This is a genomic window from Pseudomonas sp. K2I15, from assembly GCF_002204795.1.
In the GTDB taxonomy this organism is placed as follows: domain Bacteria; phylum Pseudomonadota; class Gammaproteobacteria; order Pseudomonadales; family Pseudomonadaceae; genus Aquipseudomonas.
In genome coordinates, this window is record NZ_NIXO01000004.1 from 65,532 (window position 1) to 90,987 (window position 25,456).

Sequence of the window (25,456 nt, forward strand, 5' to 3'; positions counted from 1 at the left end):
TTATTGATTGATCGGATGTTGGCGCAGGAAATCTGCGGCCACAGCGGACGGGCTTTCATGGTCGACGTCGACCCGCGCGTTCAGCTGGCGCATGGTTTCGTTGTCGAACAGTGCGGCCAGCGGCTTAAGGTCAGCGGCCAGTTGCGGGTGGGCGTCGAGGTAAACCTGACGCACCACGGGTGCTGCGGTGTAGTCCGGGAAGTAATGCTTGTCGTCATCCAGCAGCTTCAATTTGAAGGCGTTCAGGCGACCGTCGGTGGTGTAGACCAAGCCGGCAAACACCTGGCCATTACGCAGCGCGGTGTAGACCAGGCCGGCGTCCATCTGCCGGGTGTTTTTGCGGGTCAGGTTCATGTCGTACAGCTTGACCATGCCGGCCATGCCGTCGGAACGGTTAGCGAATTCAGTGTCGAGGGCTACCAGGCGGTTTTCGCGGGTTTTCTCGGCCAGCGCCACGGTCAGGTCGCTGATGCTGTTGATCTGCGGGAATTCCTTGGCCACGTTCTCTGGCAGGGCCAGGGCGTAGGTGTTGCTGAACTTCGACGGGGAGAGCCAGACCAGGCCTTTTTTCGCATCGAGTTCTTTAACCCGGGCGTAGGACTGTTCACTGTCGAGCTTCTCGTCGACGTGGTTGTAGGCCACCAGCGACACGCCGGTGTATTCCCAAATCAGGTCCAGTTGCCCGCTTTCCTGGGCACTGCGCGCCAGGTTGCTGCCCAGCCCGCCGGTCACACGGGTGTCGTAACCTTTGGTGCGCAGGTACTGGGAGGTGATTTCGGCGAGCAGGGTCTGTTCAGTGAACACCCGGGCGCCGATACGAATGACCGGTTTTTCAGCGGCTTGCGCAAACCCTGCGAACAGCAGGACGCAGCCCAATATCAATGTCAGTTTTTTCATGTGAATTCCTTTGCCAAGCCTTAAGACGCACGCACTCCGCGTTCCAGCCAGAGGCGGCTGGCCATGGTCACCAGACCGTCGAGCAGCAAGGCCAGCAGCGCGGTGCACGCGGCGCCGAGCAACAGTTGCGGCTGATTGTTCAGGGCGATGCCGGGGAAAATCAGGCTACCCAGGCTGTTGGCGCCAATCAGGAACGCCAGGGGCGCGGTACCGACGTTGATCGCCAGGGCCACGCGCACACCACCGATGATGATCGGCACGGCGTTGGGCAATTCGACGCGAAACAGCACCTGGCGCGGCGTCATGCCGATGCCGACGGCGGCTTCTTTCAATGAGCCTTGTACGTTTTTCAGGCCTTCATAGGTGTTGCGCACGATGGGCAGCAACGAGGCGAGGAACAGCGCGAAGATCGCGGGGCCGCTGCCGATGCCGAGGACACCGAGGGCGATGGCCAGCACGGCCAGGGGAGGGACGGTATTGCCGATGTTGAAGATCTGCATGAAGCGTTCTGCGCGCCCGACCATATTCGGTCGGCTGAGAGCAATACCGGCGGGGATCCCTACGATCAGGGCGGCCAGCATCGAAACAAGGACGAGGATCAAGTGAGCTTGCAGGTAAAACAACAAATCGTCGCGGTACAGTTCGATCGTGTTGATGCCGATCCAGTGGACCAGCAGGGCCAGGAGAGCGACGACAACCGCTCCTCCTATCAGCCCTTTGCCATAGCGAATAGCCACAGGCGGACTCCTTTTTTCTTCTGTCGGCGAACACATTTCCGAGCGGCAATGCCATTCCTGGCTGCCTCTAAATGTGGTCGCGAAATGCAGCTCGCCAATACCGGCAAAACGGTATGAGGTCGAGCCATGAGCGCAGCCTCGTCAGGCTAACTTGCTGATTTTTCAGCCCCTGTTACGAGTGCGATAGCAGGGGAGTGGACGTCTCTACCTTTTAAAAGGTTCCATACTTGGCAGCATTTAGCCACCCCCAATGGGGTGAACGGTGGTCCGTCACCCTGGGTTTGCGCTATACTCGCCGCCCTTTTTTGACTCACCTGCCAGGCGATTTCCCATGACCCACCAGGCCGCCGAAGTCGCGAAACGCCGCACTTTCGCCATTATTTCCCACCCCGATGCCGGTAAAACCACCATCACCGAAAAGCTGTTGCTGATGGGCAAGGCGATCGCGGTGGCCGGCACGGTGAAATCCCGTAAATCCGACCGCCATGCCACCTCCGACTGGATGGAAATGGAAAAACAGCGTGGTATTTCCATTACCACGTCGGTCATGCAGTTCCCGTATCGCGACCACATGATCAACCTGCTCGACACCCCGGGCCACGAAGACTTCTCCGAAGACACCTACCGCACCCTGACTGCGGTCGACTCGGCACTGATGGTCCTCGACGGCGGCAAAGGCGTTGAGCCACGTACCATCGCGCTGATGGACGTTTGCCGTCTGCGGGACACGCCGATTGTCAGCTTTATCAACAAACTCGACCGTGACATCCGCGACCCGATCGAACTGCTGGACGAAATCGAAGCCGTCCTGAAGATCAAGGCTGCGCCGATCACCTGGCCGATTGGTTGCTACCGCGACTTCAAGGGTGTGTACCACCTGGCGGACGACTACATCATTGTGTACACCGCCGGTCACGGCCACGAACGTACCGATGTGAAAATCATCGAGAAGCTCGACTCCGACGAGGCCCGCGACCACCTGGGTGACGAGTACGACCGTTTTGTCGACCAGTTGGAACTGGTGCAGGGCGCCTGCCACGAGTTCAACCAGCAGGAATTCCTTGACGGCCAACTGACGCCGGTGTTCTTCGGTACCGCCTTGGGCAACTTCGGTGTCGATCACGTGCTTGATGCCGTGGTCAATTGGGCACCCAAGCCGCTGGCCCGTGTTGCCAACGAGCGTACCGTTGAGCCGGTGGAAGAGAAGTTTGCAGGCTTCGTGTTCAAGATCCAGGCGAACATGGACCCCAAGCACCGCGACCGTATCGCCTTTATGCGTATCTGCTCCGGCAAATACGAAAAAGGCATGAAGATGCGCCACGTGCGCACCGGCAAGGACGTGCGCATCGGCGACGCCCTGACCTTCTTCTCCTCCGAGCGTGAGCAACTGGAAGAAGCGTTTGCCGGCGACATCATCGGCTTGCACAACCACGGCACCATCCAGATCGGCGACACCTTCACCGAAGGCGAAGTGCTGGGCTTTACTGGTATCCCGCACTTCGCCCCGGAACTGTTCCGCCGCGTACGCCTGCGCGACCCGCTGAAATCCAAGCAACTGCGCCAGGGCTTGCAGCAGTTGGCGGAAGAGGGCGCTACCCAGGTGTTCTTCCCGGAACGCAGCAACGACATCATCCTCGGCGCCGTCGGTGTGCTGCAGTTCGATGTGGTGGCCAGTCGCCTGAAAGAGGAATACAAGGTCGAGTGCTCCTACGAGCCGATCACCGTGTATTCGGCACGCTGGATTGATTGCAGCGATAAGAAGAAGCTTGAAGAGTTCAAGGTCAAGGCGGTGGAAAACCTCGCGATCGACGGCGGTGGTCACCTGACCTACCTCGCCCCGACGCGGGTCAACCTGGCGCTGATGGAAGAGCGCTGGCCGGATGTGAAATTCCGCGCGACCCGCGAGCATCACTAAGGGTTAGCGATATAAGAGAGGGCGAAGCTGTCATGGCTTCGCCCTTTTGTTTGGCCACCCTGTAGGAGCGAGCTTGCTCGCGAAGAGCTCACGAGCACCGCGTTTATCCGGGGTTGACGCGTCATCGTTGACGACCTTCGCGAGCAAGCCCGCTCCCACAGGGGGTGGCGAAAACTTCAGTTCAGGACTAGCTTGAAACGAGGCGACGGCGGACAGCTGTCGTACGCAGTTCAACTCCTGACTGGGCGGAATTCGACCATGAGTATCTTTCAACGTGTGGTGCTGTTGCTCAAAGTGCTGGTGATGTTGTCGTTGGGTATGTCTTCCGCGTGGGCCAATACGGCTGTGCAAAGCCATGGCACAGGGTTTGTCGCGGCGAAGACGGTGCAGGCGGGTGGCTTGCAGCTGGCCAAGAGTGAATCCGAGCCAGACGACCAGAACCAGGGCGGTTCCAAGGACGATGACGACGCCGAGAACCCGGATAACGACGGTGAAGACAGCGACACCTATAACGACGGCGACAGCGATACGTAAGTAACGCAGGCAAAAGAAAGCCCCTCTTGCCGGACAGATGCGCTATCCGACAAGAAGGGCTGTAGAACTCAGGAATTTCAATGGCCTTTGTAGGCGCGAGCTTGCTCGCGAAGGTCTTCAACGATGACGCGAGGTGCTTGATACCCCGCGTCGCTCTCACGGTTTTCGCGAGCAAGCTCGCTCCTACAGATACAGCGGCCGGTCAGACCACAAATTGCTCCGCGTAGTGGCAAGCCACCTGGCGGTTGTCGAGTGGTCGCAGCACCGGTTCATCGGTGCTGCACAGCTGGGTCGCGTACGGGCAGCGCTTGTGGAACGCGCAGCCAGACGGCGGGTTCAATGGATTGGGCAACTCGCCGACGATTTTGATCTTCGGTTTGTTCGGATCCGGATGAATGGTCGGTGTCGCCGACAGCAGCGCCTGGGTGTACGGGTGCAACGGGCGCGCATAGATGTCGTGCTTGGGGCCCACTTCAACCGGGCGGCCGAGGTACATCACCATCACGTCATCGGCGACGTGTTGCACCACCGCGAGGTTGTGGGAGATGAACACGTAGGCCGTGTTGAATTCCTGCTGCAGGTCCATGAACAGGTTCAGCACCTGGGCCTGGATCGATACGTCCAGCGCCGAGGTTGGTTCATCCGCCACCAGCACCTTGGGTTGCAGCATCATGGCCCGGGCCAGTGCGATCCGCTGGCGCTGGCCACCGGAGAACATGTGCGGGTAGCGCTGATAATGCTCAGGGCGCAGGCCCACTTGCTTCATCATCGCCTGGACCTTTTCCCGACGCTCGGCGGCAGACAGGTTGGTGTTGATCAGCAGCGGCTCGCCCAGTTGATCACCGACCTTCTGGCGCGGGTTCAACGAGGCATACGGGCTCTGGAACACCATCTGCACGTCTTTGCGCAATTGCTTGCGCTGGGCCTTGTCGGCGCCGGTGACTTCCTGGCCGGCGATTTTCAGCGAGCCGGAGGACGGCTCTTCAATCAGCGTCAGGGCGCGGGCCAGGGTGGATTTGCCGCAACCGGATTCGCCCACGACCGCTAGGGTCTTGCCGGCTTCCAGCTCGAACGACACACCATTGAGCGCGCGCACCAGGGCGTGGCCCTTGAACAGGCCACGGGACACTTCGTAGTGACGGGTCAGGTCGCGGGCGGTAAGTACGACGGCCATTACGCCACCTCCTGATTCAGCGGGTAGAAGCAGCGGGCGAGGCTGTTGCTTTTTGGGTCAAGGCCCGGGCGTTGGGCGCGGCAGGACTCCTGCACATACGGGCAGCGCGGTGACAGCAGGCAACCCTGCGGGCGGTCATAACGGCCCGGAACGATACCCGGCAGCGTCGCCAGGCGCGTGGCGCCCAGGCTGTGCTCGGGAATCGCCTTGAGCAGCGCTTCGCTGTACGGGTGCGCCGGGATGTCGAACAACTGCGGTACCTGGCCGACTTCAACGGCTTGGCCGGCGTACATCACGCACACGCGCTGGGCGGTTTCGGCCACCACCGCGAGGTCGTGAGTGATCAGCACCAGGCCCATGTTCTGCTCTTTCTGCAAGGCCAGCAGCAGGTCCATGATCTGGGCCTGGATGGTCACGTCGAGTGCAGTGGTGGGTTCATCGGCAATCAGCAGTTTCGGCTCGCCGGCAATGGCCATGGCGATAGCCACACGCTGGCTCATACCACCGGACAACTGGTGCGGATAAGCATCCATACGGCTGGCTGCGCCTGGGATTTCCACCTTTTCGAGCAGTTCGATGGCACGCTTGCGCGCTTGCTTGCCGGACATCTTCAGATGCAGGCGCAGCACTTCTTCGATCTGGAAACCCACGGTGTAGCTGGGGTTCAGGGCGGTCATCGGGTCCTGAAACACCATCGCCAGGTCTTTACCGACGATCTGCCGACGCTGGCGGTTGCTCAGCTTGAGCATGTCCTTGCCGTCGAAGTTCAGGGCGTCGGCGGTGACGATGCCGGGGTGCTCGATCAGGCCCATCAGCGCCATCATGGTCACGGACTTACCCGAGCCCGACTCGCCAACGATCGCCAGTACTTCGCCTTTGTCGACGCAAATGTCGAGGCCATCGACTACAGGCACGGCGGTCTTGTCGCCGAAGCGGACATTGAGATTCTTGATTTCTAGCAGTGACATGGGAATCTCCTCAGGCGGCGTTCTTGAGTTTCGGGTCCAGCGCATCGCGCAGGCCGTCGCCCATCAGGTTGATTGCCAGCACGCTGAGCAAAATGGTCAGGCCAGGCAGGCTCACTACCCACCAGGCGCGTTCGATGTAGTCGCGGGCCGAAGCCAGCATGGTGCCCCACTCAGGGGTTGGCGGTTGTACGCCAAGGCCCAGGAAGCCAAGGGCGGCAGCATCGAGAATCGCCGAGGAGAAACTCAAGGTGGCCTGAACGATCAGCGGCGCCATGCAGTTTGGCAGCACGGTGACGAACATCAGGCGCGGCAGGCCGGCGCCGGCGAGGCGGGCGGCAGTCACGTAGTCACGGTTCAGTTCGCCCATCACCGCAGCGCGGGTCAGACGGACATAGGACGGCAGCGACACGATCGCGATCGCGATCACGGTGTTGATCAGGCCAGGGCCGAGGATCGCCACAATGGCCACCGCCAGCAGCAGCGACGGCAGGGCCAGCATGATGTCCATCAAGCGCATGATGGTTGGGCCGAGCAGGCGCGGGAAGAAACCGGCGAACAGACCCAGCAGGATCCCCGGGATCAACGACATCACCACCGACGACAAGCCGATCAGCAAGGACAGGCGCGAACCCTGGATCAGTCGCGACAGCAGGTCACGGCCCAGTTCATCGGTGCCCAGCAGGAACTGGATCTGCCCACCTTCCAGCCAGGCGGGCGGGGTCAGCAGGAAGTCACGGTATTGCTCGCTCGGGTTATGCGGGGCCACCCAAGGGGCGAACAGCGCGCAAAACACCACCAGCAGCATGAACAACAGGCCGGCAACGGCGCCCTTGTTCTTGGAGAAGGCTTGCCAGAATTCTTTGTACGGGGACGGGTACAGCAGGCTTTGATCGACTGCTACCGCGGGAGTAGGTGTGGTCATGGTCATGATCTCAGCGCTGGTGACGGATGCGTGGGTTGGCGAAGCCGTAGAGGATGTCCACCACGAAGTTCACCAGAATCACCAGGCAGGCGATTAACAGGATGCCGTTTTGCACCACGGGATAATCCCGCGCGCCAATGGCTTCGATCAGCCATTTGCCGATGCCGGGCCACGAGAAGATGGTTTCGGTCAGGACCGCACCGGCCAGCAGCGTGCCGACTTGCAGGCCGACTACGGTCAGTACCGGGATCAAGGCGTTACGCAGGCCGTGGACGAATACCACGCGCGCCGGCGACAGGCCTTTGGCCTTGGCGGTACGGATGTAGTCTTCGCGCAGTACTTCGAGCATCGACGAACGGGTCATCCGCGCGATAACGGCCAGCGGAATGGTGCCGAGCACGATGGCCGGCAGGATCAGGTGGTGCAGGGCGTCGAAGAACGCGTCTGGCTCGTCAGCCAGCAGGGTGTCGATCAACATGAAGCCGGTGCGCGGCTCGATGTCGTAGAGCAGGTCGATCCGTCCGGATACCGGCGTCCAGCCCAGGCTCACGGAGAAGAACATGATCAGGATCAGGCCCCACCAGAAGATCGGCATCGAATATCCCGCCAGGGAGATGCCCATCACCCCATGGTCGAACAGGGATCCTCGCTTCAAGGCCGCGATCACCCCGGCTAACAGCCCCAGGATGCCGGCGAACAACAGGGCGGCCATGGACAGTTCCAGGGTCGCCGGGAAAAGGGCGGTGAATTCAGTCCACACGCTGGTACGGGTGCGCAGGGATTCGCCGAGGTCGCCGTGGGCGAGCTTGCCGACATAATCCAGGTATTGCGCATACAGCGGTTTGTTCAGACCAAGGCGTTCCATTGCCTGAGCGTGCATCTCGGGGTCGACTCGTCGTTCGCCCATCATGACTTCGACGGGGTCGCCAGGGATCATGCGAATCAACGCGAAAGTCAGCAAGGTGATGCCGAAAAACGTGGGGATCAATAACCCCAATCGGCGGGCAATAAAACTAAACATCTTGTTGTGTACCTCAATCAGCCGGTTAGGCAGGTTCGGCACCGTCAATGTCGACGGTGCCGAGCGTTTCTTATCTACTTCACCTGGGTGGTGGCGAAGTTATTTGTAGTCAGAGGGCTTTGGGTAAAACCTTCGACGTTTTTACGCATGGCGGTGAACATTTTCGGGTAAGCCATGGGAATCCATGGTTGCTCCTTGTCGAAAACGTCCATTGCTTGTTCATAGAGTGCAGCGCGTTCGGTGGGTTCAGCGATAGCACGTGCCTTGTCGATCAAGTCTTGAAACTCTTTGTTACACCAGCGGGCGTAGTTTTCGCCGTTTTTCGCAGCATCGCAACTCAAGTTCGGGGTGAGGAAGTTATCCGGGTCCCCGTTATCCCCGGCCCAGCCGGCGGAAACCATGTCATGTTCGCCATTTTTGGCGCGTTTGAGCATTTCGCCCCATTCCATGACCTTGATGTTCACTTTCAGGCCGATTTGCGCCAAATCCGCCTGCATGCGCTGGGCGCCGAGCATTGGGTTGGGGTTGGTCGGGCCGCCGCCGTTGCGGGTGAACAGGGTGATCTCGGTGCCTTCCGGTACGCCGGCTTCCTTGAGCAGGGCGCGGGCCTTGTCCAGGTCACGGGGCGGGTTCTTCAGTTTGTCGTTGAAGCCCAGCAGGGTTGGCGGGTAAGGCCCGGTGGCGTCGACTGCGTTGCCTTTGCCGTACAGGGACTCGTTGTAGCCTTTCTTGTCGAACGCGATGTTGATCGCGTGACGCACCCGCGCGTCGCTCATGTACTTGTGGGTGGTGTTCATGGCGGTGTAGGCGGTGGTCATCGCTGCCAGTTCCGCCACCTTCAGGTTCGGGTCGGCCTTCATGCTCGGCACGTCATCCGGTTTTGGATACAGCGCGATCTGGCATTCATTGGCCTTGAGCTTTTGCAGGCGCACGTTGTTGTCAGTGGTGATGGCCAGGATCAGCGGATCCGCCGGCGGCTTGCCACGGAAGTAGTCCGGGTTGGCCTTGAAGCGCACTTGGGCGTCTTTGGCGTAGCGGGTGAAGATGAACGGGCCGGTGCCGATTGGCTTGGCGTTCAGGTCATCGGTCTTGCCGGACTTGAGCAACTGGTCGGCGTATTCGGCGGAGTGGATCGAGGAAAACGCCATGGCCAGGTCGGCCAGGAACGGTGCTTCAGGACGGGTCAGGGTGAAGACCACGGTGTGGTCATCGGTCTTCGTTACGCTCTTGAGCAGTTCCTTGAAGCCCATGCTTTCAAAGTACGGGTAGCCCACGTTGGACTTGTTGTGCCACGGGTGATTCGGGTCCAGCTGGCGCTGGAAGCTCCAAAGCACGTCGTCGGCATTCAGGTTGCGCGTGGGTTTGAAGTAGTCGGTGGTGTGGAACTTGATGTCGTCACGCAGGTGAAAGGTGTAGGTCAGGCCATCGGCGCTGATTTCCGGCAGGGCTTTGGCGAGTGCCGGGACCACTTCGGTGGTGCCGGGCTTGAAGTCCACCAGGCGGTTGAACATGGTTTCAGCCGCGGCGTCCGCGGTGACAGCCGTGGTGTACAGAACCGGATCGAAACCTTCCGGGCTGGCTTCGGTGCAGACCACCAACGGTTTGGCCGAAATGCCGACGGCGACGCTCAGCAGCGCAGCGGCAATAGCGGCTTGTAACGGGAGCATTTTCATCTAAGAGCCCTCTGCAATCGATTGGACCAGACAAGCGTAGGCGGCGGGCTCGTCCTGAGCCCGCCGTCTACCTGGCGCTAATTAAAGAATGTTGAACGGGATGGTGGTGACCAGGCGGAACTCTTTGATGTTGCCGTCAGCCTGATCGGCGCTGGCACGGTGAGTTACGTAGGTTGCACGAATGGTAGTGGCCTTGAGTGGGCCGCTCTGAATCGCGTAGGACGAACCAACACCGTATTCCTGGTGGGTCTCGCCATCCATCAGGCGCAGATCGCTACGTGCCACGCCAGCTTCGCCGTAGGCAGTGCCGGTGTAGTGAGTACCGTCGATGCCCCAACCGCGAGCCGAGTAGACGTTGAATTTCAGGCCTGGTACGCCGTATTCAGCCATGTTGAGGCCGTAGGCGATCTGGAAGGATTTCTCGTTCGGTCCGTTAAAGTCGGAGGTCAAGGAGTTGGCCAGGTAGATGCCGTTGGTTTCGTGCAGGTAGTCGAAGTACTCGTTACCGTTGATGGCCTGGTAGGAGAAGGTCAGGCTGTGGGCTTGGTGAGTCAGGCCCAGGGACAGGGAGTAGGTATCGTTGTCGATATTCCCCATCAGCTTTTTACCGGTATCGGTAGTTTTGTAGTAGTTCAGGCCGGTGGTCAGGGCCAGGGTCTGGCTGTCACCCAACTCGTGGGTAGCGCCGAAGTAGTACTGGTTCCAGAAGTCTTCCACGTTGGCGGCGAACAGGCTGGTCTTCAGGCTCTTGAACGGCTGGTAGTTAACGCCGAAGGTGTTGACCTTGTCGGTTTCCTGGCCATTGCCGTATTCGGAACGGAATTTCGACAGGCTCTGCTCGGTCCGTGGCGAAACGCGGTCAAACACGCCGCCCTGGAACGACAGGTTGCTGAACTCTTCGCTGTTGAAGCTCACACCTTCAAAGCTCGAAGGCAGTGCACGGTTGCCGATGGTGTCGACGATGCCGCTGCTGAAGTTCTGGCGACCGGCGGTCAAGGTGGTGTTCGAGACACGGAACTTGACGTTGGCCAGGCCCAGTTTGCTCCACTGGTCTACGGCGTCGCCGTTGGAGTCGGCCAGGGTACGGTTGGAACCGCCCTTGATGTCGCGCTTGCTGCGGTCCAGGACCAGAGCGTTGTAGACCGCAACCTCAGTGCTCACGCCCACGGTGCCTTGGGTGAAGCCCGAGGTGCCGTTGAGGATGGTGCCCTGTACCCAGTTGGTACGGTTGGTGTCGGTACGCGTTTGGTTGTGCTTCTCGTAGCTGAAACGCTGGCCACGGAATTTTTTCTCGGTGGAGTACCAGTTACGGGTTGTACCGCCCAGGCTGAATCCATCGATAAAGCCTTTGGCCTCGCTTTGGGCGCTGGTGCCGGCCAGTGTGGTAGGAACGAAGTCCTGGCTTGCAGGTTCAGCGTAGGCGGTAGCCGTGATGCTGCTGATGGCCAGGGCCAGTAGCGCGGTGCTGCTCAGTTTCATGGGTGAAGCTCCTTTGGTTCTCTTTTTAATGCCGGTCTTTTTAGGTGAACCGGCTATTGGGTGTGTAACTCGTTCAAGCCTTTGCAAACGTTTGCCTTGGGGTAAAACCCGAAATAAGGCTGCACGTTTGCAGCAAGGCGAATGTTCGCCCTGCGCAATCCGGTTATTTTTTATGGGGTAATGCTGACGCCCGAGAACACGTTGCGGCCGAAGGGGCTGACTTTGAACCCTTCGACTTTGGCGCTTAACGGCTGGTTGACCGTCGAGTGGGCGACTGGCGTGATCGGCACCTGTGCTTTAAGCAGTTGCTGCGCCTGTTTGTACAGAACAGTCCTTTGTTCGCGGTCGGTCACGACCTTGGCTTGCTTGATCAGCTTGTCGTACGCCGGGTCACACCACATGGAGTAGTTGTTCCCGCCGATGGCGTCGCAGCTGTAGAGAGTGCCCAGCCAGTTGTCCGGGTCACCGTTGTCGCCGGTCCAGCCGATCAGGCTGATATCGTGCTCGCCGTTCTTGGTGCGCTTGATGTACTCGCCCCATTCATAGCTGACGATCTTGACCTTGAGGCCAATCTTGGCCCAATCGCTTTGCAGCATTTCGGCCATCAGCTTGGCGTTGGGGTTGTACGGCCGTTGTACCGGCATCGCCCACAGGGTGATCTCGGTACCTTCCTTCACGCCGGCGGCCTTGAGCAATTCCTTGGCTTTTTCCGGGTTGTAGGCGGCGTCCTTGATGGTGTCGTCGTAAGACCACTGGGTAGGCGGCATGGCGTTTACCGCCAGTTGCCCCGCGCCCTGGTACACGGCGTTGAGAATGCTCTGCTTGTTCACCGCCATGTCCAGGGCCTGGCGCACTTCGAGCTGGTCGAATGGCTTGTGCCGCACGTTATAGGCGATGTAGCCGAGGTTGAAGCCTGGCTTGGTCAGCAGTTGCAGCTTCGGGTCGGCCTTCAGGGCTTCGACGTCGGCCGGGCGCGGGTGCAGGGTGATCTGGCATTCGCCGGCCTTGAGCTTTTGCACTCGCACCGATGCGTCGGTGTTGATCGCAAAAATCAGCTGGTCGAGCTTCACGCGGCTCGGGTCCCAGTACTGTTTGTTGCCGGTGTAGCGAATTTGCGAGTCTTTCTGGTAACGCTGGAACACGAACGGCCCGGTGCCGATCGGCTTCTGGTTGATGTCGCTGGGCTTGCCGATCTTCAGCAAATGGTCGGCGTATTCAGCCGACAGGATCGCGGCGAAGCTCATGGCGATGTTCTGGATAAACGCGGCGTCGACCGTGTTCAGGGTCATCACCACGGTGTGTGGGTCGGTTTTTTCGACCTTCGCAATATTCTTGTTCAGGCTCATCCCGTTGAAGTACGGAAACTCGGTGGGGTAGGCCTTGCGGAACGGATGTTCGGGGTCAAGCATGCGATTGAAGGTGAACAGCACGTCGTCGGCGTTGAAATCACGCGTCGGCTTGAAGTCTTTGTTGCTGTGGAATTTCACCCCTTCACGCAGATGGAAGGTGTAGGTCAGGCCGTCTTCGGAAATATCCCAACGGGTTGCCAGGCCCGGTACGACGTTGGTCGCGCCTTTTTCGAACTCGGCCAAGCGGTTGTAGATAGGCTCGGCTGCGTCGTTATCGGTAGCCGTCGTGTATTGCGCGGTGTCGAAGCCAGCCGGGCTGCCTTCGGAGCAAAACACCAGACTCTTTTTATCGGCAGCCTGGCCCATCGAGGCCACAGCCAGCAGGCTGGTGCCAAATATCGCGGATAGAACGGTGGTATGGCGCATGACAATCCCGATCCTTGTTTGTTGTTTTCGTCAGTGAGCAATCGCCCGGTCGTTCATGACCTGGCGACATCACTGATCCCACAACGGCAGTTGCCATACAGAGACGATGCTTCTGCCGTACCACGACGTTATGGGTCGGGAGCCGGGCAGTAAATGCAACGAATCTGACAGACCTTGTAGGCAATGGAGCCGCGATTCGCAGTTAACGGCCGTAGGACGGCAGCTGGTACGAACGTGGTCTGTTTCCTACGGTCTTGGCGGATGCAATAACGGCGACGTTATGAACGTCGCCGCCAGTGACCCTTACTTGCCGCTTACGCTCACGCCGTAGAAGGAGTTCAAGCCAAATGGGCTGATCTTGAAGTCCTGCACGTTGTTGCGCATTGGTTGATACACCGTCGAGTGCGCGATAGGTGTCATCGGGACTGCATCTTTGAGGATATGTTGCGCCTGCTTGTACAGCTCGGTGCGTTTGGCTACGTCGGAAGTCGCCTTGGCTTCTTTCACGATGCCGTCGAATTTCTTGTCGCACCACTTGGAGAAGTTGTTGCCGGCCAGGGAATCGCAGCCGAACAGCACGTTCAACCAGTTGTCCGGGTCACCATTGTCGCCGCTCCAGCCAATGATCATGGCCTGGTTCTCGCCGCCTTTGGAGCGCTTGATGTACTCGCCCCACTCGTAGCTGACGATGTTCACTTTCAGGCCGATCTGTTTCCAGTCGTTCTGCAGCATCTCAGCCATCAGCTTGGCGTTGGGGTTGTACGGACGCTGGACCGGCATCGCCCACAGGGTGATTTCGGTGCCTTCCTTGACGCCTGCTTCCTTGAGCAGTTCCTTGGCTTTGGCCACGTCGTGCGGCGCATCCTTGATGGTGGTGTCGTAGGACCACTGGGTTGGCGGCATGGCGTTGACTGCCAGCTGGCCTGCACCCTGGTAAACCGAATCGATGATCTGCTGCTTGTTCACCGACATGTCCAGGGCTTCACGCACCCGGATGTCCGACAGCGGGTTAGGCGCGGTCTGGCCCTTGAGGACCGGCATCACGTTGTAGGCGATGTAGCCCAGGTTGAAACCGGCCTGGTGCGGCAGTTTCAGGTCCTTGTCTTCACCCAGCGCCTTGAGGTCGGCCGGACGTGGGAACAGGGTGACCTGGCATTCGTTTTTCTTCAGCTTCTGGATACGCACCGACGGGTCGGTGGTGATAGCGAAGATCAAGTTGTCGATCTTCACATCTTCAGGCTTCCAGTAATTCTTGTTGCCGGTGTAACGGATGTTGGAGTCTTTCTGGTAGCTCTTGAACACGAACGGACCAGTGCCGATGGGCTTCTGGTTGATGTCCTGAGCCTTGCCTTCCTTCAACAGTTGGGCGGCGTATTCAGCCGACTGGATGGAGGCGAAGCTCATGGCCAGGTTCTGGATAAAGGCGGCGTCCACGGTGCCAAGGGTGAACTTGACGGTGTGGGCATCGACTTTCTCGATGTTCTTGATGTTGGTGTCCATACCCATGTCCGTGAAGTACGGGAACTCGGTTGGGTAGGCTTTGCGGAACGGATCATCTTTGTTGATCATCCGGTTGAAAGTGAACAGTACGTCGTCAGCCGAAAATTCACGAGTTGGCTTGAAGTACGGGGTGGTGTGGAACTTGACGCCTTCACGAAGGTGGAAGGTATACGTCAGGCCATCCGGGGAAACGTCCCAGGTAGTGGCCAGCCCAGGAATCACAGCAGTGCCGCCGCGTTCAAACTGGGTCAGACGGTTGAACATGGTTTCGGCCGAAGCATCGAAGTCTGTTCCGGTGGTGTACTGGCCTGGATCAAAACCGGCCGGGCTCCCTTCGGAGCAGAACACCAGATTGCTCGCCGCTTGGGCGAAGGGTGCAGCAGCCATTAAACCGGCGCTGACTAATAACGGAATGACTGCGTGTTTAAGCATGTTGGCCTCATGATTTGTTGTCATTTTTGGTAGTGAGGGCGACCTCGTGAGTCGACCTGCGGATACTTATGCAGGGCCCATACCCATTGCAAGATGTTGAGAGCCTACAACCGCTAAACAGTGGTACGAACGTACACGAATGTCGCATATGTGTAAGTTCGGACATATTTATGCACTTTTGAGGGGTTTTTTCGGTGCGAGGGGCGCACCAGGAATGCCCAACCGAGGCGTCTGGCGCACTCGGTTGGGGCGCAGCTGTTACTTATTCAGGCTGACGCCATAGAACGGTGTGAGTCCAAATGGACTGATCTTGAAGTCCTGTACTTCTTTTCGAAGGGGCTGGAAAACCGTCGAGTTTGCAATAGGCGTTATAGGTACTTGTTCTTTAAGGATTTTTTGTGCCTGCTGATACCACTTGATGCGCTGCTCGCGGTCGCTGCTGACCTTGGCCTGCTGCACGAGTTTGTCGTAGGCGGGGTTACACCATTTCGCATAGTTGCTGCCTTTCACCGCGGCACAACTGTAGAGCACGCCGAGCCAGTTATCCGGGTCACCGTTGTCGCCGGTCCAGCCGTAAATCATCACGTCGTGCTCGCCGGCTTTGGCGCGTTTGATGTACTCGCCCCACTCATAGCTGACGATATTGGCCTTGATGCCAATTTTGTCCCAATCCTGCTGGATCATCTGCGCCGACATTCGGGCATTGGGATTGGAGGCGCGTTGTACGGTCATTGCCCACAGGTTGATGGTGGTACCTGGTGCAACCCCTGCTTCTTTTAGTAGCGCCCGGGCCTTGGCCGGATCATAGGGAGCGTCCTTGATGGTGGGGTCATAAGACCACTGCGCCGGAGGCAGTGCGTTCTGCGCCAATTGTCCGGCGCTCTGGTACACGGCCTTGATGATTGCCGGCTTGTCGATGGCCATGTCCAGGGCCTGGCGCACCTTGAGCTGGTCCAGCGGCGGGTGGGTCACGTTGTAGGCGAGAAAGCCCAGGTTGAAGCCGGCTTGTTGCAGCACCCGCAGGTTTGGGTCCTGCTTCATCACGTCGATGTCGGACGGGCGCGGATAGCCGCTGACCTGGCACTCGCCGGCCTTGAGCTTTTGCAGGCGCACGGCGGCGTCCGGGGTGATCGAGAACACCAGGTTATCGAGTTTCACATCGTCGGGCTTCCAATACTGTTTATTGGCGCTGAAACGAATCTGCGAATCCTTTTGGTAACGCTTGAACACAAACGGCCCGGTGCCCACCGGCTTCTGGTTGATGTCGGCGGCCTTGCCTTCCTTGAGCAACTGAGCGGCGTATTCGGCGGACTGCACCGAGGCGAAGCTCATGGCCAAGTTCTGCACGAAGGAGGCATCGACGTTGTTCAGGTTGAAACGCACGGTGTGCTCGTCGAGTTTTTCGACGCTCTTGATCGTGGTGTTCAGGCCCATGTCGGTGAAGTAGGGCGATTCCGACGGGTAAGCCTTGCGGAACGGGTTCTCGGGATCGAGCAGACGCTGGAAGGTGAACAGCACATCGTCAGCGTTGAAGTCGTGGGTCGGGGTGAAATAGTCGGTGGTGTGGAACTTCACGCCATCGCGCAGGTGGAAGGTGTAGGTCAGGCCGTCTTTGGACACGTCCCAACTGGTCGCCAGGCCAGGTTCGACTTCGGTGCCGCCGCGCTTGAACTGGGTCAGGCGGTTGAACACGGTTTCGGCGGAGGCATCAAAATCGGTGCCGCTGGTGTACTGGCTGGGGTCGAAACCGGCTGGGCTGGCTTCGGAGCAGTAGACCAGGGTGCTGGCCGCCTGGGCCATCGGCATAAACGCCAGCAGGCCGGCGGCGAGGAGAAGCGGTTTAAAGGCGATTCTTTCCATGGAGACCCCTGAGATGGCAGCACTCAGCTGCCCGAACGAAAACGGCGGTCACCGAGGTTACCGCCGTTCAGGGGGGGCCAGATAGTGGGGAGTGCGTATCAGCCCAGCTTGGGTGTGATTTCTATCCGTGTGGGTGCGGAGGGGTCTATGTCATAACCGTCGCCGTTAACTTCATTATTGCGTCGTATAGTTATCGTCCTTGTCGACTTAACATTTATGTCAGTGAGGGTATCAAGTTCGCCATTGTTATCGTCCAGCTTGTTAATTATAAAGTCGGACTTGGCGGTAACAGTGGTTGCAGTACCCTTGGGGTCATAGTTGATATAGTAGTGGGGGTCACGTCCGCTGCCAAAGACGGTGCCTTTGAATCGAGAGGTCTGAAATTCGTCCGGCGCGGCGCCTAATAACCATTGATTGGCAACTTCAGAAATTCGTGCTCTTAGTGCCGGGTCAGGAATGAATTCCTCAATGTTCAAGATATTTTTTTGTATGACTTGATCGAGCTCGGCGGTTGATAACTTATCGCCTTTTTCCAGTTCGAGTGTTTTTACCTCGTTGCCGATGTCAATTTCCAGCTTGGTGCCATCGGGTTTTTGTATTGTGAACTTACTGCGGTTTATATCTTTAATAAACTGCTCGCTGTAATCGCTCGTGCCGAATGTCGAAGCACTGGCTGTTGGATGCGGCGTGGCCTTGGCGGGGTCTTCCTCAGCTGTCCAGGAGATTTGCGGTACGCTCTCACCTTCCTCGTTCACGGCAATGCCGTATGTGTACTTGTTTTCACCAAGATTGAGGTATTTGTCCAGTATGTCTGCACCCTTCATTTTCGAGCCATCCAGCTCCAGGAACTGATCTGAAATCATTGGCGGGACCTTGGGTTCAGTACTTACCGTCGTCGAAACCTTACGTTGCCATGGCCATTTTCCAGAGCCGTCTGCGGGCGCGCGTACCCAATCCCCGTCGGCCCCCGGATGAACTCTCATCACCGCTCTTCCAGTGTTGGGGTCTATTATCTGAGAAGAAATGTCACCCATCCTGTAACGGCTTTCAAGTTCAAACACCTGGCGCTTGCCGGTTTCGTCGGTATGCCGGACGAACCGGCGATACAAACCGTTACTGCCTTTGATTTGATAAACGCCTTGGCTATTACGGGTGGCGTCGCTGATTAATGCCTCGCCGTCGGGCACGGCGTAGTCGCTCATCTTGATCAGGCTTGGGCCAGAAGGTATGGCCGGGACGGTATTCGCAGCGCGGCCACTGGAAGGCCCGGCTATTGGCTCCCCACCCGCTGGGGGCAGTTCCTGCGTTGAGGTCACCGGTGTTTCAGGCTCGATAAATGGGTCTTCAACGCGCCCACTGGCGCCGGCCGAGAACAAGGTGTTGAGCGTGCCATCGAAGGCTTTCCACGCACCATCACTGCGTTCTGCCTTGGTGTCACCCGAGGCGGATTTCTCCGCACCCAGCGCTGTTTCGGTAATACCGACACCCACGGCAGCCACCGCAGCGGGAGCCCCCAGTGGCGCCAGTTTGCCCAACAGCCCCGCAGCTGCCGAGATATCGTTGAGCCAGGTGTCCCGCGTGACCTCGCTGCTGGACTTGATCGCGGTGTCGGCGTCACGGGTCATCCGCGCCTTTGCCTGCTCTGTCATGTGGCTGAAGACATCCCCGGCAATTTTGATATTGGCGCGGTCAATGGTGTTGCCTTCCGCGTTATCCCAGTTTCCGGAGGCCAGGTGGCCGAGTGCGGCGTCCACCCCGAACTTGCCAAAAATGCCGCCATCCTGGCGGTTGTACAGCGAGAAGTGCGAGGCGAGGCGTTCGCGTTTTTTCGGGTCCTTGGCCTGATCCACCACCCAGTCGTCCATTTTCTGCAGTGAGTCGAACCTTAGAAATGCCGGCGTGTTACCCGGGATGTAGAGGATTTGTGTGCCGTCTCGACGGTTGTTTTCGAAGTTGTATTGGCCGTCATCCACCTCAGCAAACCGAATGATGTCGCTGGAACCCCAACCGTTGATATCAAAGGCATGCGCCCGCACCTTTCCGCTCGTGGGAGCCTGCGCCTGCAACTGCGCAACGGTCAGGGGCGCGTTCTCGTCGAGAGGAAGATTGGAGACGGCGCCCATCACGATTTTGTAGTCGCCGCGGGTGAATTTCTCCTCGTCCGGCATCAACTTTTGTTCGATCGGGGTTTTTGCCTCAAAGCCCTTCAACTGCTGGCGTGCCTGTTGGGTAAATTCGCCCTTCAGGGCTGTGCGGTAATCATCCCCGTGGGCACTCCAGAATTGGTCGATTTTTGTGGTCATGCGCGACTGAAAATCAGTTTTCCAACTGGCATGCATCAACGTCGAGGGAGCCAGCGGGAATTGGTTGTTGGCACCGTATCCGCCCTGTGTGCTTGCGCCGCGGCCTACCGTATAAATGCCGGCTTCAGCATCAAGCTGGCCGGGGATCTGGTCGTGTTCAGAGAAGTTGTCCAGCAACGCATCCGGGAGGTTTTTCGAGTAAAACGGTTCTTCGTCCAGATGCATCGCGCCAGTGGCGGTCCCTGGCGAGGCGCTTTGATTATGACGAAAGCGATTAAAAAACAGGGTGTCGGGGTCTACGTTTTTTTGGCCGGTTTCTTTTTCGATTATCTCCCCAGCCCACCGCTTGGCCTCGTCATGCACGTTCGGGTAGGCGTTCGCCACCCCGACTGCCAGGTGCGTAAAGGCCAGCTTTTGCGGTGCGGCGCTGTAAAACGTTTCGGCATTGGCTTTTTGTGTTTCCAGCGCCTGCGCAGAGCGTAGGTTGGCCGGTCGCAGGCGGTCATCGGGGGAGATGGCATCGAAGGACTTGTTCTGTTCCAGCCGCTTGATTTGCGCTTGGCCCTGGGTTCGGTTCGACGGTGATGGTTCGCCATAAAAGCGCGCGACCACGGCGACTGACACCTTTGCCGTGTCTGCACTCAACCCTACTCGGAGTTCCTGGCCATCGCCGGGGACAATGATCTTCCCGGCTGCAAGGAGTGGCCCTGAAACCTGTCCCCATCCCGAACCGTCCGTGAGGGAAAAGTCTTTCCTCACCCCGTCTACCTTGGCTGACATGGCACCCGTGGAGGGTATGACTGTCACGCTGGACGGGTCGATTTTCTGCTCGCGCATCCAGTCCTGAACAACCGGGTGTTCCAATTGTGAGCGATACAGTTCAAGCCATTGGCCCAGTACGGTCTGGGAGGGTACCGTTATATTGCCGGGTTTATTGCCGTCTATTTTGTTCTGCACTCCCCGAATGTAAGCCTCGACCAGGCTTGCGTCACCGGGCGCTGTATTGCTGGCCGGTACGGGCTGTGTTGCAGGGGTGCCAATACCGGTTTGAGCGGTGGGCTGCGAGTTGGCCGCAGATGCCGCAGCTTCAGCCTGGGCCCTTTGCTGCATATAGTCATTACGGGCACTTAGCATGCCAGGAGAAAGAATTTTTGCCATGGATGTGGTTCTCGGTAGTGGTTTGAACACGTACCCGCAGAGCAATCCCTGTCAACCTGGGGGGTATACATAAGTGTCGAAACCGGGCTACCGATTACCATCGGCAAATACAGAAATGGATTACAAGATATTGTTTTAAAGACAAAAAACGGCGCGAGCCTGAGGTCGCGCCGTTTTTGTACCCGCAGGCAGAGTGTTACTGAATAACTTCGATCACGCCATCGGCGGTCATATTGACCTGGCTGGTACCGGCCTCGACTTCCGGCGTTGGCGCCGAATCCATCGCAGCGGCTTTCATCATCATCCCGCCACGCGCAAACGGCTGTGGATAACCGTTGGTGTTGAAGTTCAGGTTGACGATCTTGTAGCCCTTGCCGCCCAGCGCGTCGGTGGCCAGTTGTGCACGAGCCTTGAACGCGGTGACCGCTTCTTTAAGCAAGGCATCTTCGCTGGCCTTGCGGGTTGGGTTGGCGATGGCGAAATCCATGCTGTCCATTTTCAGGTTGGTCAGCATGTCGCCGGTGAGCTTGGACAGCGCGGCAAAGTCAGCACTTTCCATGCGCAGTTCGGCGCGTTCACGCCAGCCGGTGATTTTCTGGTTCTTGTTGTCGTAGATCGGGTAGCTGTTACGGCTGCCCTGGCGCAGGGTCACGCCTTTGACTTCGCGGGCCTGGGCCAGCGCCTTGTTCATGGTGGTGGTGATTTCGGCGGCAAGCTTGGCCGGGTCGGTGTTCTGCGACTCGGTGTAAAGGGTGACGATCATCTGGTCGCGTGCCACTTCCTGGCTGACTTCGGCACGCAGGGAAATCTGGTTGTAATGCAGTTCATCAGCGGCCATGGCAGGCAGACTGGCGAGGGTGGCGGCGCCGAGGGTGAGGGTGGCTGCACTGCGAATGAAACGTGACATGGAAGCTCCTTGAGATGTTCGTGTTCGGTAAGACTGTAGACGCAAGGTTTCAGTTCTTCGGGTTTACACATTCGCTACAAGTCAGCGGATGCCGACGAATGGTCATATTCCTGACCCCTGCGTCAAAGAGCCACACACGCCGTGCCAGCGCTGTCGCTTCGTTTATACTCCGTGCGATCCGCCTGCAGCGCTCATCGGGAGAGCTCATGCTCGCCGCCGTAAAACTGACTTCCGCCACCCGCCAGAACCTTTGGCGCCTGACGTTCATCCGCACCCTGGTGCTGGCCGCACAGGCCGGTTCGGTCGGGCTTGCCTATTGGTTCAACCTGCTGCCGCTGCCGTGGCTGCAACTGGCCGTGACCCTCGGTTTTTCCACGGTACTGTGCGCGTTTACCGCCATCCGCCTGCGCACCACGTGGCCTGTGACCGAGCTGGAATACGCCCTGCAACTGGCCTGTGACCTGTTTATCCACAGTGTGTTGCTGTACTTCTCCGGCGGTTCCACCAACCCGTTTGTTTCCTATTACCTGGTGCCACTGACCATTGCCGCAGTGACCTTGCCATGGCGCTATTCGGTGGTGTTGTCGGGCATCGCCCTAACCCTGTACACCCTGCTGCTGGCGCAGTTCTACCCGTTGCAGACCTTTCCCATCGCCCGTGAAAACCTGCAGATCTATGGCATGTGGCTGAGCTTCGCCCTGTCGGCGGCGGTCATCACCTTCTTTGCCGCACGGATGGCGGAAGAGTTGCGCCGCCAGGAAGAGCTGCGCGCCATTCGCCGTGAAGAAGGCCTGCGCGACCAGCAGTTGCTGGCCGTCGCCACCCAGGCCGCCGGCGCAGCCCACGAATTGGGTACGCCGCTGGCGACCATGAGCGTACTGCTCAAGGAAATGACCCAGGACCATCACGACCCGGCCCTGCAAGACGACCTGAGTGTGCTGCAGGAGCAAGTGAAGCAGTGCAAGCTGACCTTGCAGCAACTGGTACGCGCCGCCGAAGCCAATCGCCGCCTGGCGGTGGAGATGCAAGACGTCACCCACTGGCTGGACGAAGCCCTGAACCGCTGGCACCTGATGCGCCCTGAAGCCAGCTACCGTTTCCACCTGCTGGGCCAGGGCACAGTACCGCGCATGGCGCCGCCCCCGGACCTGACCCAGGCGCTGCTGAACCTGCTGAACAACGCCGCCGATGCCTGCCCGGAAGGGTTGGAAGTGACCCTGAACTGGGACGCAGAAGACCTCACCATCAGCATTCGCGACCACGGCGCGGGCGTGCCGCTGGCGATTGCCGAGCAGATCGGCAAGCCATTCTTTACCACCAAGGGCAAAGGCTTCGGCCTGGGCCTGTTTTTGAGCAAGGCCAGCGTGACTCGCGCGGGCGGCTCAGTGAAACTCTATAGTCATGAGGAAGGCGGCACGCTCACCGAGCTGCGCCTGCCCCGTGTCGCACGAGGAGACATCGATGAGTGACGAGATCCAAGTCGAAGGCGAAGAACTGCCGCACCTGCTGCTGGTAGATGACGACGCCACCTTTACCCGCGTGATGGCCCGCGCCATGAGCCGTCGTGGCTTTCGCGTGAGCACCGCAGGTTCCGCCGAAGAAGGCCTGGCCATCGCCACCGCCGACCTGCCGGAATACGCCGCCCTGGACCTGAAAATGGACGGCGACTCCGGTCTGGTGCTGTTGCCCAAGCTGCTGGAGCTGGACCCGGAAATGCGCGTGGTGATCCTCACCGGGTATTCCAGCATTGCCACTGCCGTCGAGGCCATCAAGCGTGGCGCCTGCAACTACTTGTGCAAGCCGGCCGATGCCGACGACGTGCTGGCTGCCTTGCTCTCCGAGCATGCCGACCTCGACACCCTGGTGCCGGAAAACCCGATGTCGGTGGACCGCCTGCAGTGGGAACACATCCAGCGCGTGCTGACCGAACACGAAGGCAATATCTCCGCCACTGCCCGCGCCCTGGGCATGCATCGCCGGACTTTGCAGCGCAAGTTGCAGAAGCGCCCTGTCCGACGTTGAACGGCGACTGAACAATCTGCTTCAGGCTGCACGGAGCCTGGGCTGATCACCTATGATCAGCCCAGTACTTGATGATCGACTGTAGGAGCGAGCTTGCTCGCGAAGGTCGTTAACGATGACGCGGGAAACCGGAAAGCACGCGGCGTCCTTGAGTTTTTCGCGAGCAAGCTCGCTCCTACATCGGTCTGACGCCTGTTCTTTATTTCCTACCGAGCCTGAACAATGAATCAGAACGCTGAGTATTCCGCGGTCAACGACGCGGTGCGTGGGCAATTTTTAAGGAAAGTATGGGCGCTGATCACCCCTTACTGGCGCAGTGAGGAGAAGGGCAAGGCCTGGCTGTTGCTGCTGGTGGTGCTGGGGCTGTCACTGTTCAGTGTGGCGGTGTCGGTGTGGTTCAACAGCTGGAACCGCGACTTCTACAACGCCCTGCAGAAAAAGGACTACGACGCCTTTACCCACTTGCTGATGTATTTCAGCGTGATCGCGGTGGTCGCGATCGTCACCGGTGTGTTCACGTCTTATTTGCAGCAAATGCTCACCATCCGCTGGCGGCGCTGGCTGACCGAAACCTACTTCGCCAAGTGGCTGAGCCAGAAGAACTACTACCACCTGGAATACGGCGGTTACACCGATAACCCCGACCAACGTATCTCCGAAGACCTCAACGCCTTTACCAGCAGCACCCTCAGCCTGGGCCTGGGTTTTATCAGCAACCTGGTGAGCCTGGTGTCGTTCTCGGTGATCTTGTGGGGCGTGTCCGGCAGCATTGAAGTGTGGGGCATCACCATTCCCGGCTACATGTTCTGGGCAGCGCTGGTGTATGCCGTGCTGGGCAGTTGGTTGACCCACTTGATTGGTCGAAAATTGATCGGCTTAAGTAACCGTCAACAACGGTTTGAGGCCGACTTGCGTTTCAGCCTGGTGCGGGTGCGGGAGAACGCCGAAAGCATTGCGCTGTTCAATGGTGAGCCCAATGAACACCAGCAGCTGAGTGCGCGTTTCGGGCGGGTGTGGAGCAACTTCTGGAGCATCATGCAGCTCAAGAAGCGTCTTAATTTCTTCACCAGCGGTTACTCGCAGATCGCGATCATCTTCCCGTTTGTGGTGGCAGCGCCGCGCTACTTTTCCGGCCAGATAGAGCTGGGTGTGCTGATGCAAGTGGCCAGTGCGTTTGGCAGCGTGCAGGGCAGCCTGAGCTGGTTTGTCGACGCGTACACCGTGTTGGCCAGCTGGCGCGCGACCTGTGATCGTCTGCTGAGTTTTGGCGAGGCGATGGAGGAAAACGAAGGCCGCAACATGGGCATTCAGTTGCAGCGCCAGGGTGGTGATTTGCAGATGAACAACCTCAGCCTGGATCTGGCGGATGGTCGTCATCTGCTCGATGGCGCCAACCTGACTGTTGCCCAAGGGGAGCGCTTGATGCTCAGCGGGCGGTCCGGCAGCGGCAAATCAACCTTGCTGCGGGCCATGGGGAATTTGTGGCCAAACGGGCATGGCAACATTCGTTTGCCGGCCGAGCGTTATCTGTTCCTGCCGCAGAAGCCGTATTTGCCGATTGGTACTTTGCGTGGGGTATTGAGTTATCCACAGGAGGAGGGCGCGTATCCGGCGGAACGTTATGCACAGGTGCTGGAAACTTGCCGCCTGGCGCACCTGATTCCACGGTTGGATGAGGCTAACCACTGGCAGCGCATGTTGTCGCCGGGTGAGCAGCAGCGTCTGGCGTTTGCTCGGGCGTTGTTGTTTGAACCGCAATGGTTGTACATGGATGAGGCCACCTCGGCGATGGACGAGGAGGATGAGGCGGCGCTGTATCAGGCGTTGATTGATGAGTTGCCGGGGTTGAGTATTGTCAGCGTCGGGCATCGCAGCAGTCTCAAGCGCTTTCATGGGCGGCATGTGCGGATCGAGGATGGGCAGTTGGCGGAGCAGTCGGTGGTTTGAGGTGGGGGGCATATCCGTTGCTGCGGTAACGGCTTCCTAGGGTTTCGCTCTTACAGCGGGTCACTTTTGGCAAACGCCCGGAATGCCGGCCCAGCCAAAAGTAACCAAAAGGTCTTTGCCCCACCACTCGGTGCCTCGCCTAGGCCCGGCTGCGCGGGTCGCCGCGATGGGCTATCCCTGGCCAGCGCGGGTAAACCGGCATCCTTGCCGATTTACCCGCTCCACCGTGCCT

18 protein-coding genes are annotated in these 25,456 nt (G+C 58.9%); 5 read left to right on the forward strand and 13 right to left on the reverse strand.

Going from position 1 to position 25,456, the window contains the following annotated elements:
* Together CEC48_RS04660 and CEC48_RS04665 are read right to left on the reverse strand one after the other, a co-directional pair.
* Positions 1-897: a glycine betaine ABC transporter substrate-binding protein gene (locus CEC48_RS04660; RefSeq protein ID WP_088422688.1), complete on the reverse strand. Its 897-nt coding sequence runs from the start codon at positions 895-897 to the stop codon at positions 1-3.
* A 20-nt stretch (positions 898-917) separates the two neighbouring features.
* Complete coding sequence (locus CEC48_RS04665; RefSeq protein ID WP_088422689.1) at positions 918-1,634, reverse strand: ABC transporter permease; 717 nt, start codon at positions 1,632-1,634, stop codon at positions 918-920.
* Positions 1,635-1,965: 331 nt separating this feature from the next.
* On the opposite strand from CEC48_RS04665, the gene CEC48_RS04670 reads away from it, so the two are divergent.
* The gene (locus CEC48_RS04670) at positions 1,966-3,549 is read left to right on the forward strand and encodes a peptide chain release factor 3 (protein WP_088422690.1); all 1,584 of its coding nucleotides are present in this window, start codon (positions 1,966-1,968) and stop codon (positions 3,547-3,549) included.
* A gap of 258 nt (positions 3,550-3,807) precedes the next feature.
* On the forward strand, positions 3,808-4,083 hold the full coding sequence (locus tag CEC48_RS04675) for a hypothetical protein (protein WP_088422691.1): 276 nt from the start codon (positions 3,808-3,810) through the stop codon (positions 4,081-4,083).
* A gap of 202 nt (positions 4,084-4,285) precedes the next feature.
* Here the strand turns inward: CEC48_RS04675 and CEC48_RS04680 are convergent, their stop codons facing one another.
* From CEC48_RS04680 to CEC48_RS04730, 11 genes are all read right to left on the reverse strand, one after another.
* A complete protein-coding gene (locus CEC48_RS04680) occupies positions 4,286-5,257 on the reverse strand; it encodes a peptide ABC transporter ATP-binding protein (protein ID WP_088422692.1) in 972 nt (323 codons plus the stop codon).
* Positions 5,257-6,225 (reverse strand): ABC transporter ATP-binding protein, encoded by a 969-nt coding sequence (locus tag CEC48_RS04685; RefSeq protein WP_088422693.1) that lies wholly within the window; start codon positions 6,223-6,225, stop codon positions 5,257-5,259. Before CEC48_RS04685 ends, CEC48_RS04680 begins: the two co-directional genes overlap by 1 nt.
* A gap of 10 nt (positions 6,226-6,235) precedes the next feature.
* A complete protein-coding gene (locus tag CEC48_RS04690; RefSeq protein ID WP_003215991.1) occupies positions 6,236-7,147 on the reverse strand; it encodes an ABC transporter permease subunit in 912 nt (303 codons plus the stop codon).
* 10 nt (positions 7,148-7,157) lie between these two features.
* The gene (locus CEC48_RS04695; protein WP_010565541.1) at positions 7,158-8,168 is read right to left on the reverse strand and encodes an ABC transporter permease subunit; all 1,011 of its coding nucleotides are present in this window, start codon (positions 8,166-8,168) and stop codon (positions 7,158-7,160) included.
* Between the two features lie 74 nt (positions 8,169-8,242).
* Positions 8,243-9,841: an ABC transporter substrate-binding protein gene (locus CEC48_RS04700; RefSeq protein WP_088422694.1), complete on the reverse strand. Its 1,599-nt coding sequence runs from the start codon at positions 9,839-9,841 to the stop codon at positions 8,243-8,245.
* A gap of 81 nt (positions 9,842-9,922) precedes the next feature.
* On the reverse strand, positions 9,923-11,320 hold the full coding sequence (locus CEC48_RS04705; RefSeq protein WP_088422695.1) for an OprD family outer membrane porin: 1,398 nt from the start codon (positions 11,318-11,320) through the stop codon (positions 9,923-9,925).
* A gap of 170 nt (positions 11,321-11,490) precedes the next feature.
* Complete coding sequence (locus tag CEC48_RS04710) at positions 11,491-13,035, reverse strand: ABC transporter substrate-binding protein (RefSeq protein WP_371917743.1); 1,545 nt, start codon at positions 13,033-13,035, stop codon at positions 11,491-11,493.
* Positions 13,036-13,398: 363 nt separating this feature from the next.
* Positions 13,399-15,027, reverse strand: a complete 1,629-nt coding sequence (locus tag CEC48_RS04715) for an ABC transporter substrate-binding protein (protein ID WP_088422697.1) — start codon at positions 15,025-15,027, stop codon at positions 13,399-13,401.
* A gap of 258 nt (positions 15,028-15,285) precedes the next feature.
* Entirely contained in the window at positions 15,286-16,887 is a 1,602-nt protein-coding gene (locus tag CEC48_RS04720; RefSeq protein WP_088422698.1) for an ABC transporter substrate-binding protein, read from the reverse strand.
* 98 nt (positions 16,888-16,985) lie between these two features.
* Complete coding sequence (locus tag CEC48_RS04725) at positions 16,986-20,348, reverse strand: dermonecrotic toxin domain-containing protein (RefSeq protein ID WP_088422699.1); 3,363 nt, start codon at positions 20,346-20,348, stop codon at positions 16,986-16,988.
* A gap of 196 nt (positions 20,349-20,544) precedes the next feature.
* Complete coding sequence (locus CEC48_RS04730) at positions 20,545-21,255, reverse strand: SIMPL domain-containing protein (protein ID WP_088422700.1); 711 nt, start codon at positions 21,253-21,255, stop codon at positions 20,545-20,547.
* Positions 21,256-21,461: 206 nt separating this feature from the next.
* On the opposite strand from CEC48_RS04730, the gene CEC48_RS04735 reads away from it, so the two are divergent.
* From CEC48_RS04735 to CEC48_RS04745, 3 genes are all read left to right on the forward strand, one after another.
* Complete coding sequence (locus tag CEC48_RS04735) at positions 21,462-22,724, forward strand: ATP-binding protein (RefSeq protein WP_088422701.1); 1,263 nt, start codon at positions 21,462-21,464, stop codon at positions 22,722-22,724.
* Positions 22,717-23,277, forward strand: coding sequence for a response regulator transcription factor (locus tag CEC48_RS04740; protein ID WP_003216016.1), 561 nt, complete (start codon positions 22,717-22,719; stop codon positions 23,275-23,277). The genes CEC48_RS04735 and CEC48_RS04740 overlap by 8 nt, the downstream gene beginning before the upstream one ends.
* 222 nt (positions 23,278-23,499) lie before the next feature.
* Positions 23,500-25,224 carry an ABC transporter ATP-binding protein/permease gene (locus CEC48_RS04745; RefSeq protein ID WP_088422702.1) on the forward strand — a complete coding sequence of 575 codons (1,725 nt, stop codon included), beginning with the start codon at positions 23,500-23,502 and terminating at the stop codon, positions 25,222-25,224.
* Positions 25,225-25,456: the final 232 nt, after the last annotated feature.

What these genes read in the sequence shown, in the direction of transcription:
- CEC48_RS04730 (WP_088422700.1), bottom strand. Translation starts at nt 21,255, where the DNA reads ATGTCACGTTTCATTCGCAGTGCAGCCACCCTCACCCTCGGCGCCGCC.
- CEC48_RS04685 (WP_088422693.1), bottom strand. Translation starts at nt 6,225, where the DNA reads ATGTCACTGCTAGAAATCAAGAATCTCAATGTCCGCTTCGGCGACAAG.
- CEC48_RS04670 (WP_088422690.1), top strand. Translation starts at nt 1,966, where the DNA reads ATGACCCACCAGGCCGCCGAAGTCGCGAAACGCCGCACTTTCGCCATT.
- CEC48_RS04715 (WP_088422697.1), bottom strand. Translation starts at nt 15,027, where the DNA reads ATGCTTAAACACGCAGTCATTCCGTTATTAGTCAGCGCCGGTTTAATG.
- CEC48_RS04695 (WP_010565541.1), bottom strand. Translation starts at nt 8,168, where the DNA reads ATGTTTAGTTTTATTGCCCGCCGATTGGGGTTATTGATCCCCACGTTT.
- CEC48_RS04735 (WP_088422701.1), top strand. Translation starts at nt 21,462, where the DNA reads ATGCTCGCCGCCGTAAAACTGACTTCCGCCACCCGCCAGAACCTTTGG.
- CEC48_RS04740 (WP_003216016.1), top strand. Translation starts at nt 22,717, where the DNA reads ATGAGTGACGAGATCCAAGTCGAAGGCGAAGAACTGCCGCACCTGCTG.
- CEC48_RS04745 (WP_088422702.1), top strand. Translation starts at nt 23,500, where the DNA reads ATGAATCAGAACGCTGAGTATTCCGCGGTCAACGACGCGGTGCGTGGG.
- CEC48_RS04705 (WP_088422695.1), bottom strand. Translation starts at nt 11,320, where the DNA reads ATGAAACTGAGCAGCACCGCGCTACTGGCCCTGGCCATCAGCAGCATC.
- CEC48_RS04725 (WP_088422699.1), bottom strand. Translation starts at nt 20,348, where the DNA reads ATGGCAAAAATTCTTTCTCCTGGCATGCTAAGTGCCCGTAATGACTAT.
- CEC48_RS04660 (WP_088422688.1), bottom strand. Translation starts at nt 897, where the DNA reads ATGAAAAAACTGACATTGATATTGGGCTGCGTCCTGCTGTTCGCAGGG.
- CEC48_RS04720 (WP_088422698.1), bottom strand. Translation starts at nt 16,887, where the DNA reads ATGGAAAGAATCGCCTTTAAACCGCTTCTCCTCGCCGCCGGCCTGCTG.
- CEC48_RS04680 (WP_088422692.1), bottom strand. Translation starts at nt 5,257, where the DNA reads ATGGCCGTCGTACTTACCGCCCGCGACCTGACCCGTCACTACGAAGTG.
- CEC48_RS04675 (WP_088422691.1), top strand. Translation starts at nt 3,808, where the DNA reads ATGAGTATCTTTCAACGTGTGGTGCTGTTGCTCAAAGTGCTGGTGATG.
- CEC48_RS04700 (WP_088422694.1), bottom strand. Translation starts at nt 9,841, where the DNA reads ATGAAAATGCTCCCGTTACAAGCCGCTATTGCCGCTGCGCTGCTGAGC.
- CEC48_RS04710 (WP_371917743.1), bottom strand. Translation starts at nt 13,035, where the DNA reads ATGGGCCAGGCTGCCGATAAAAAGAGTCTGGTGTTTTGCTCCGAAGGC.
- CEC48_RS04690 (WP_003215991.1), bottom strand. Translation starts at nt 7,147, where the DNA reads ATGACCACACCTACTCCCGCGGTAGCAGTCGATCAAAGCCTGCTGTAC.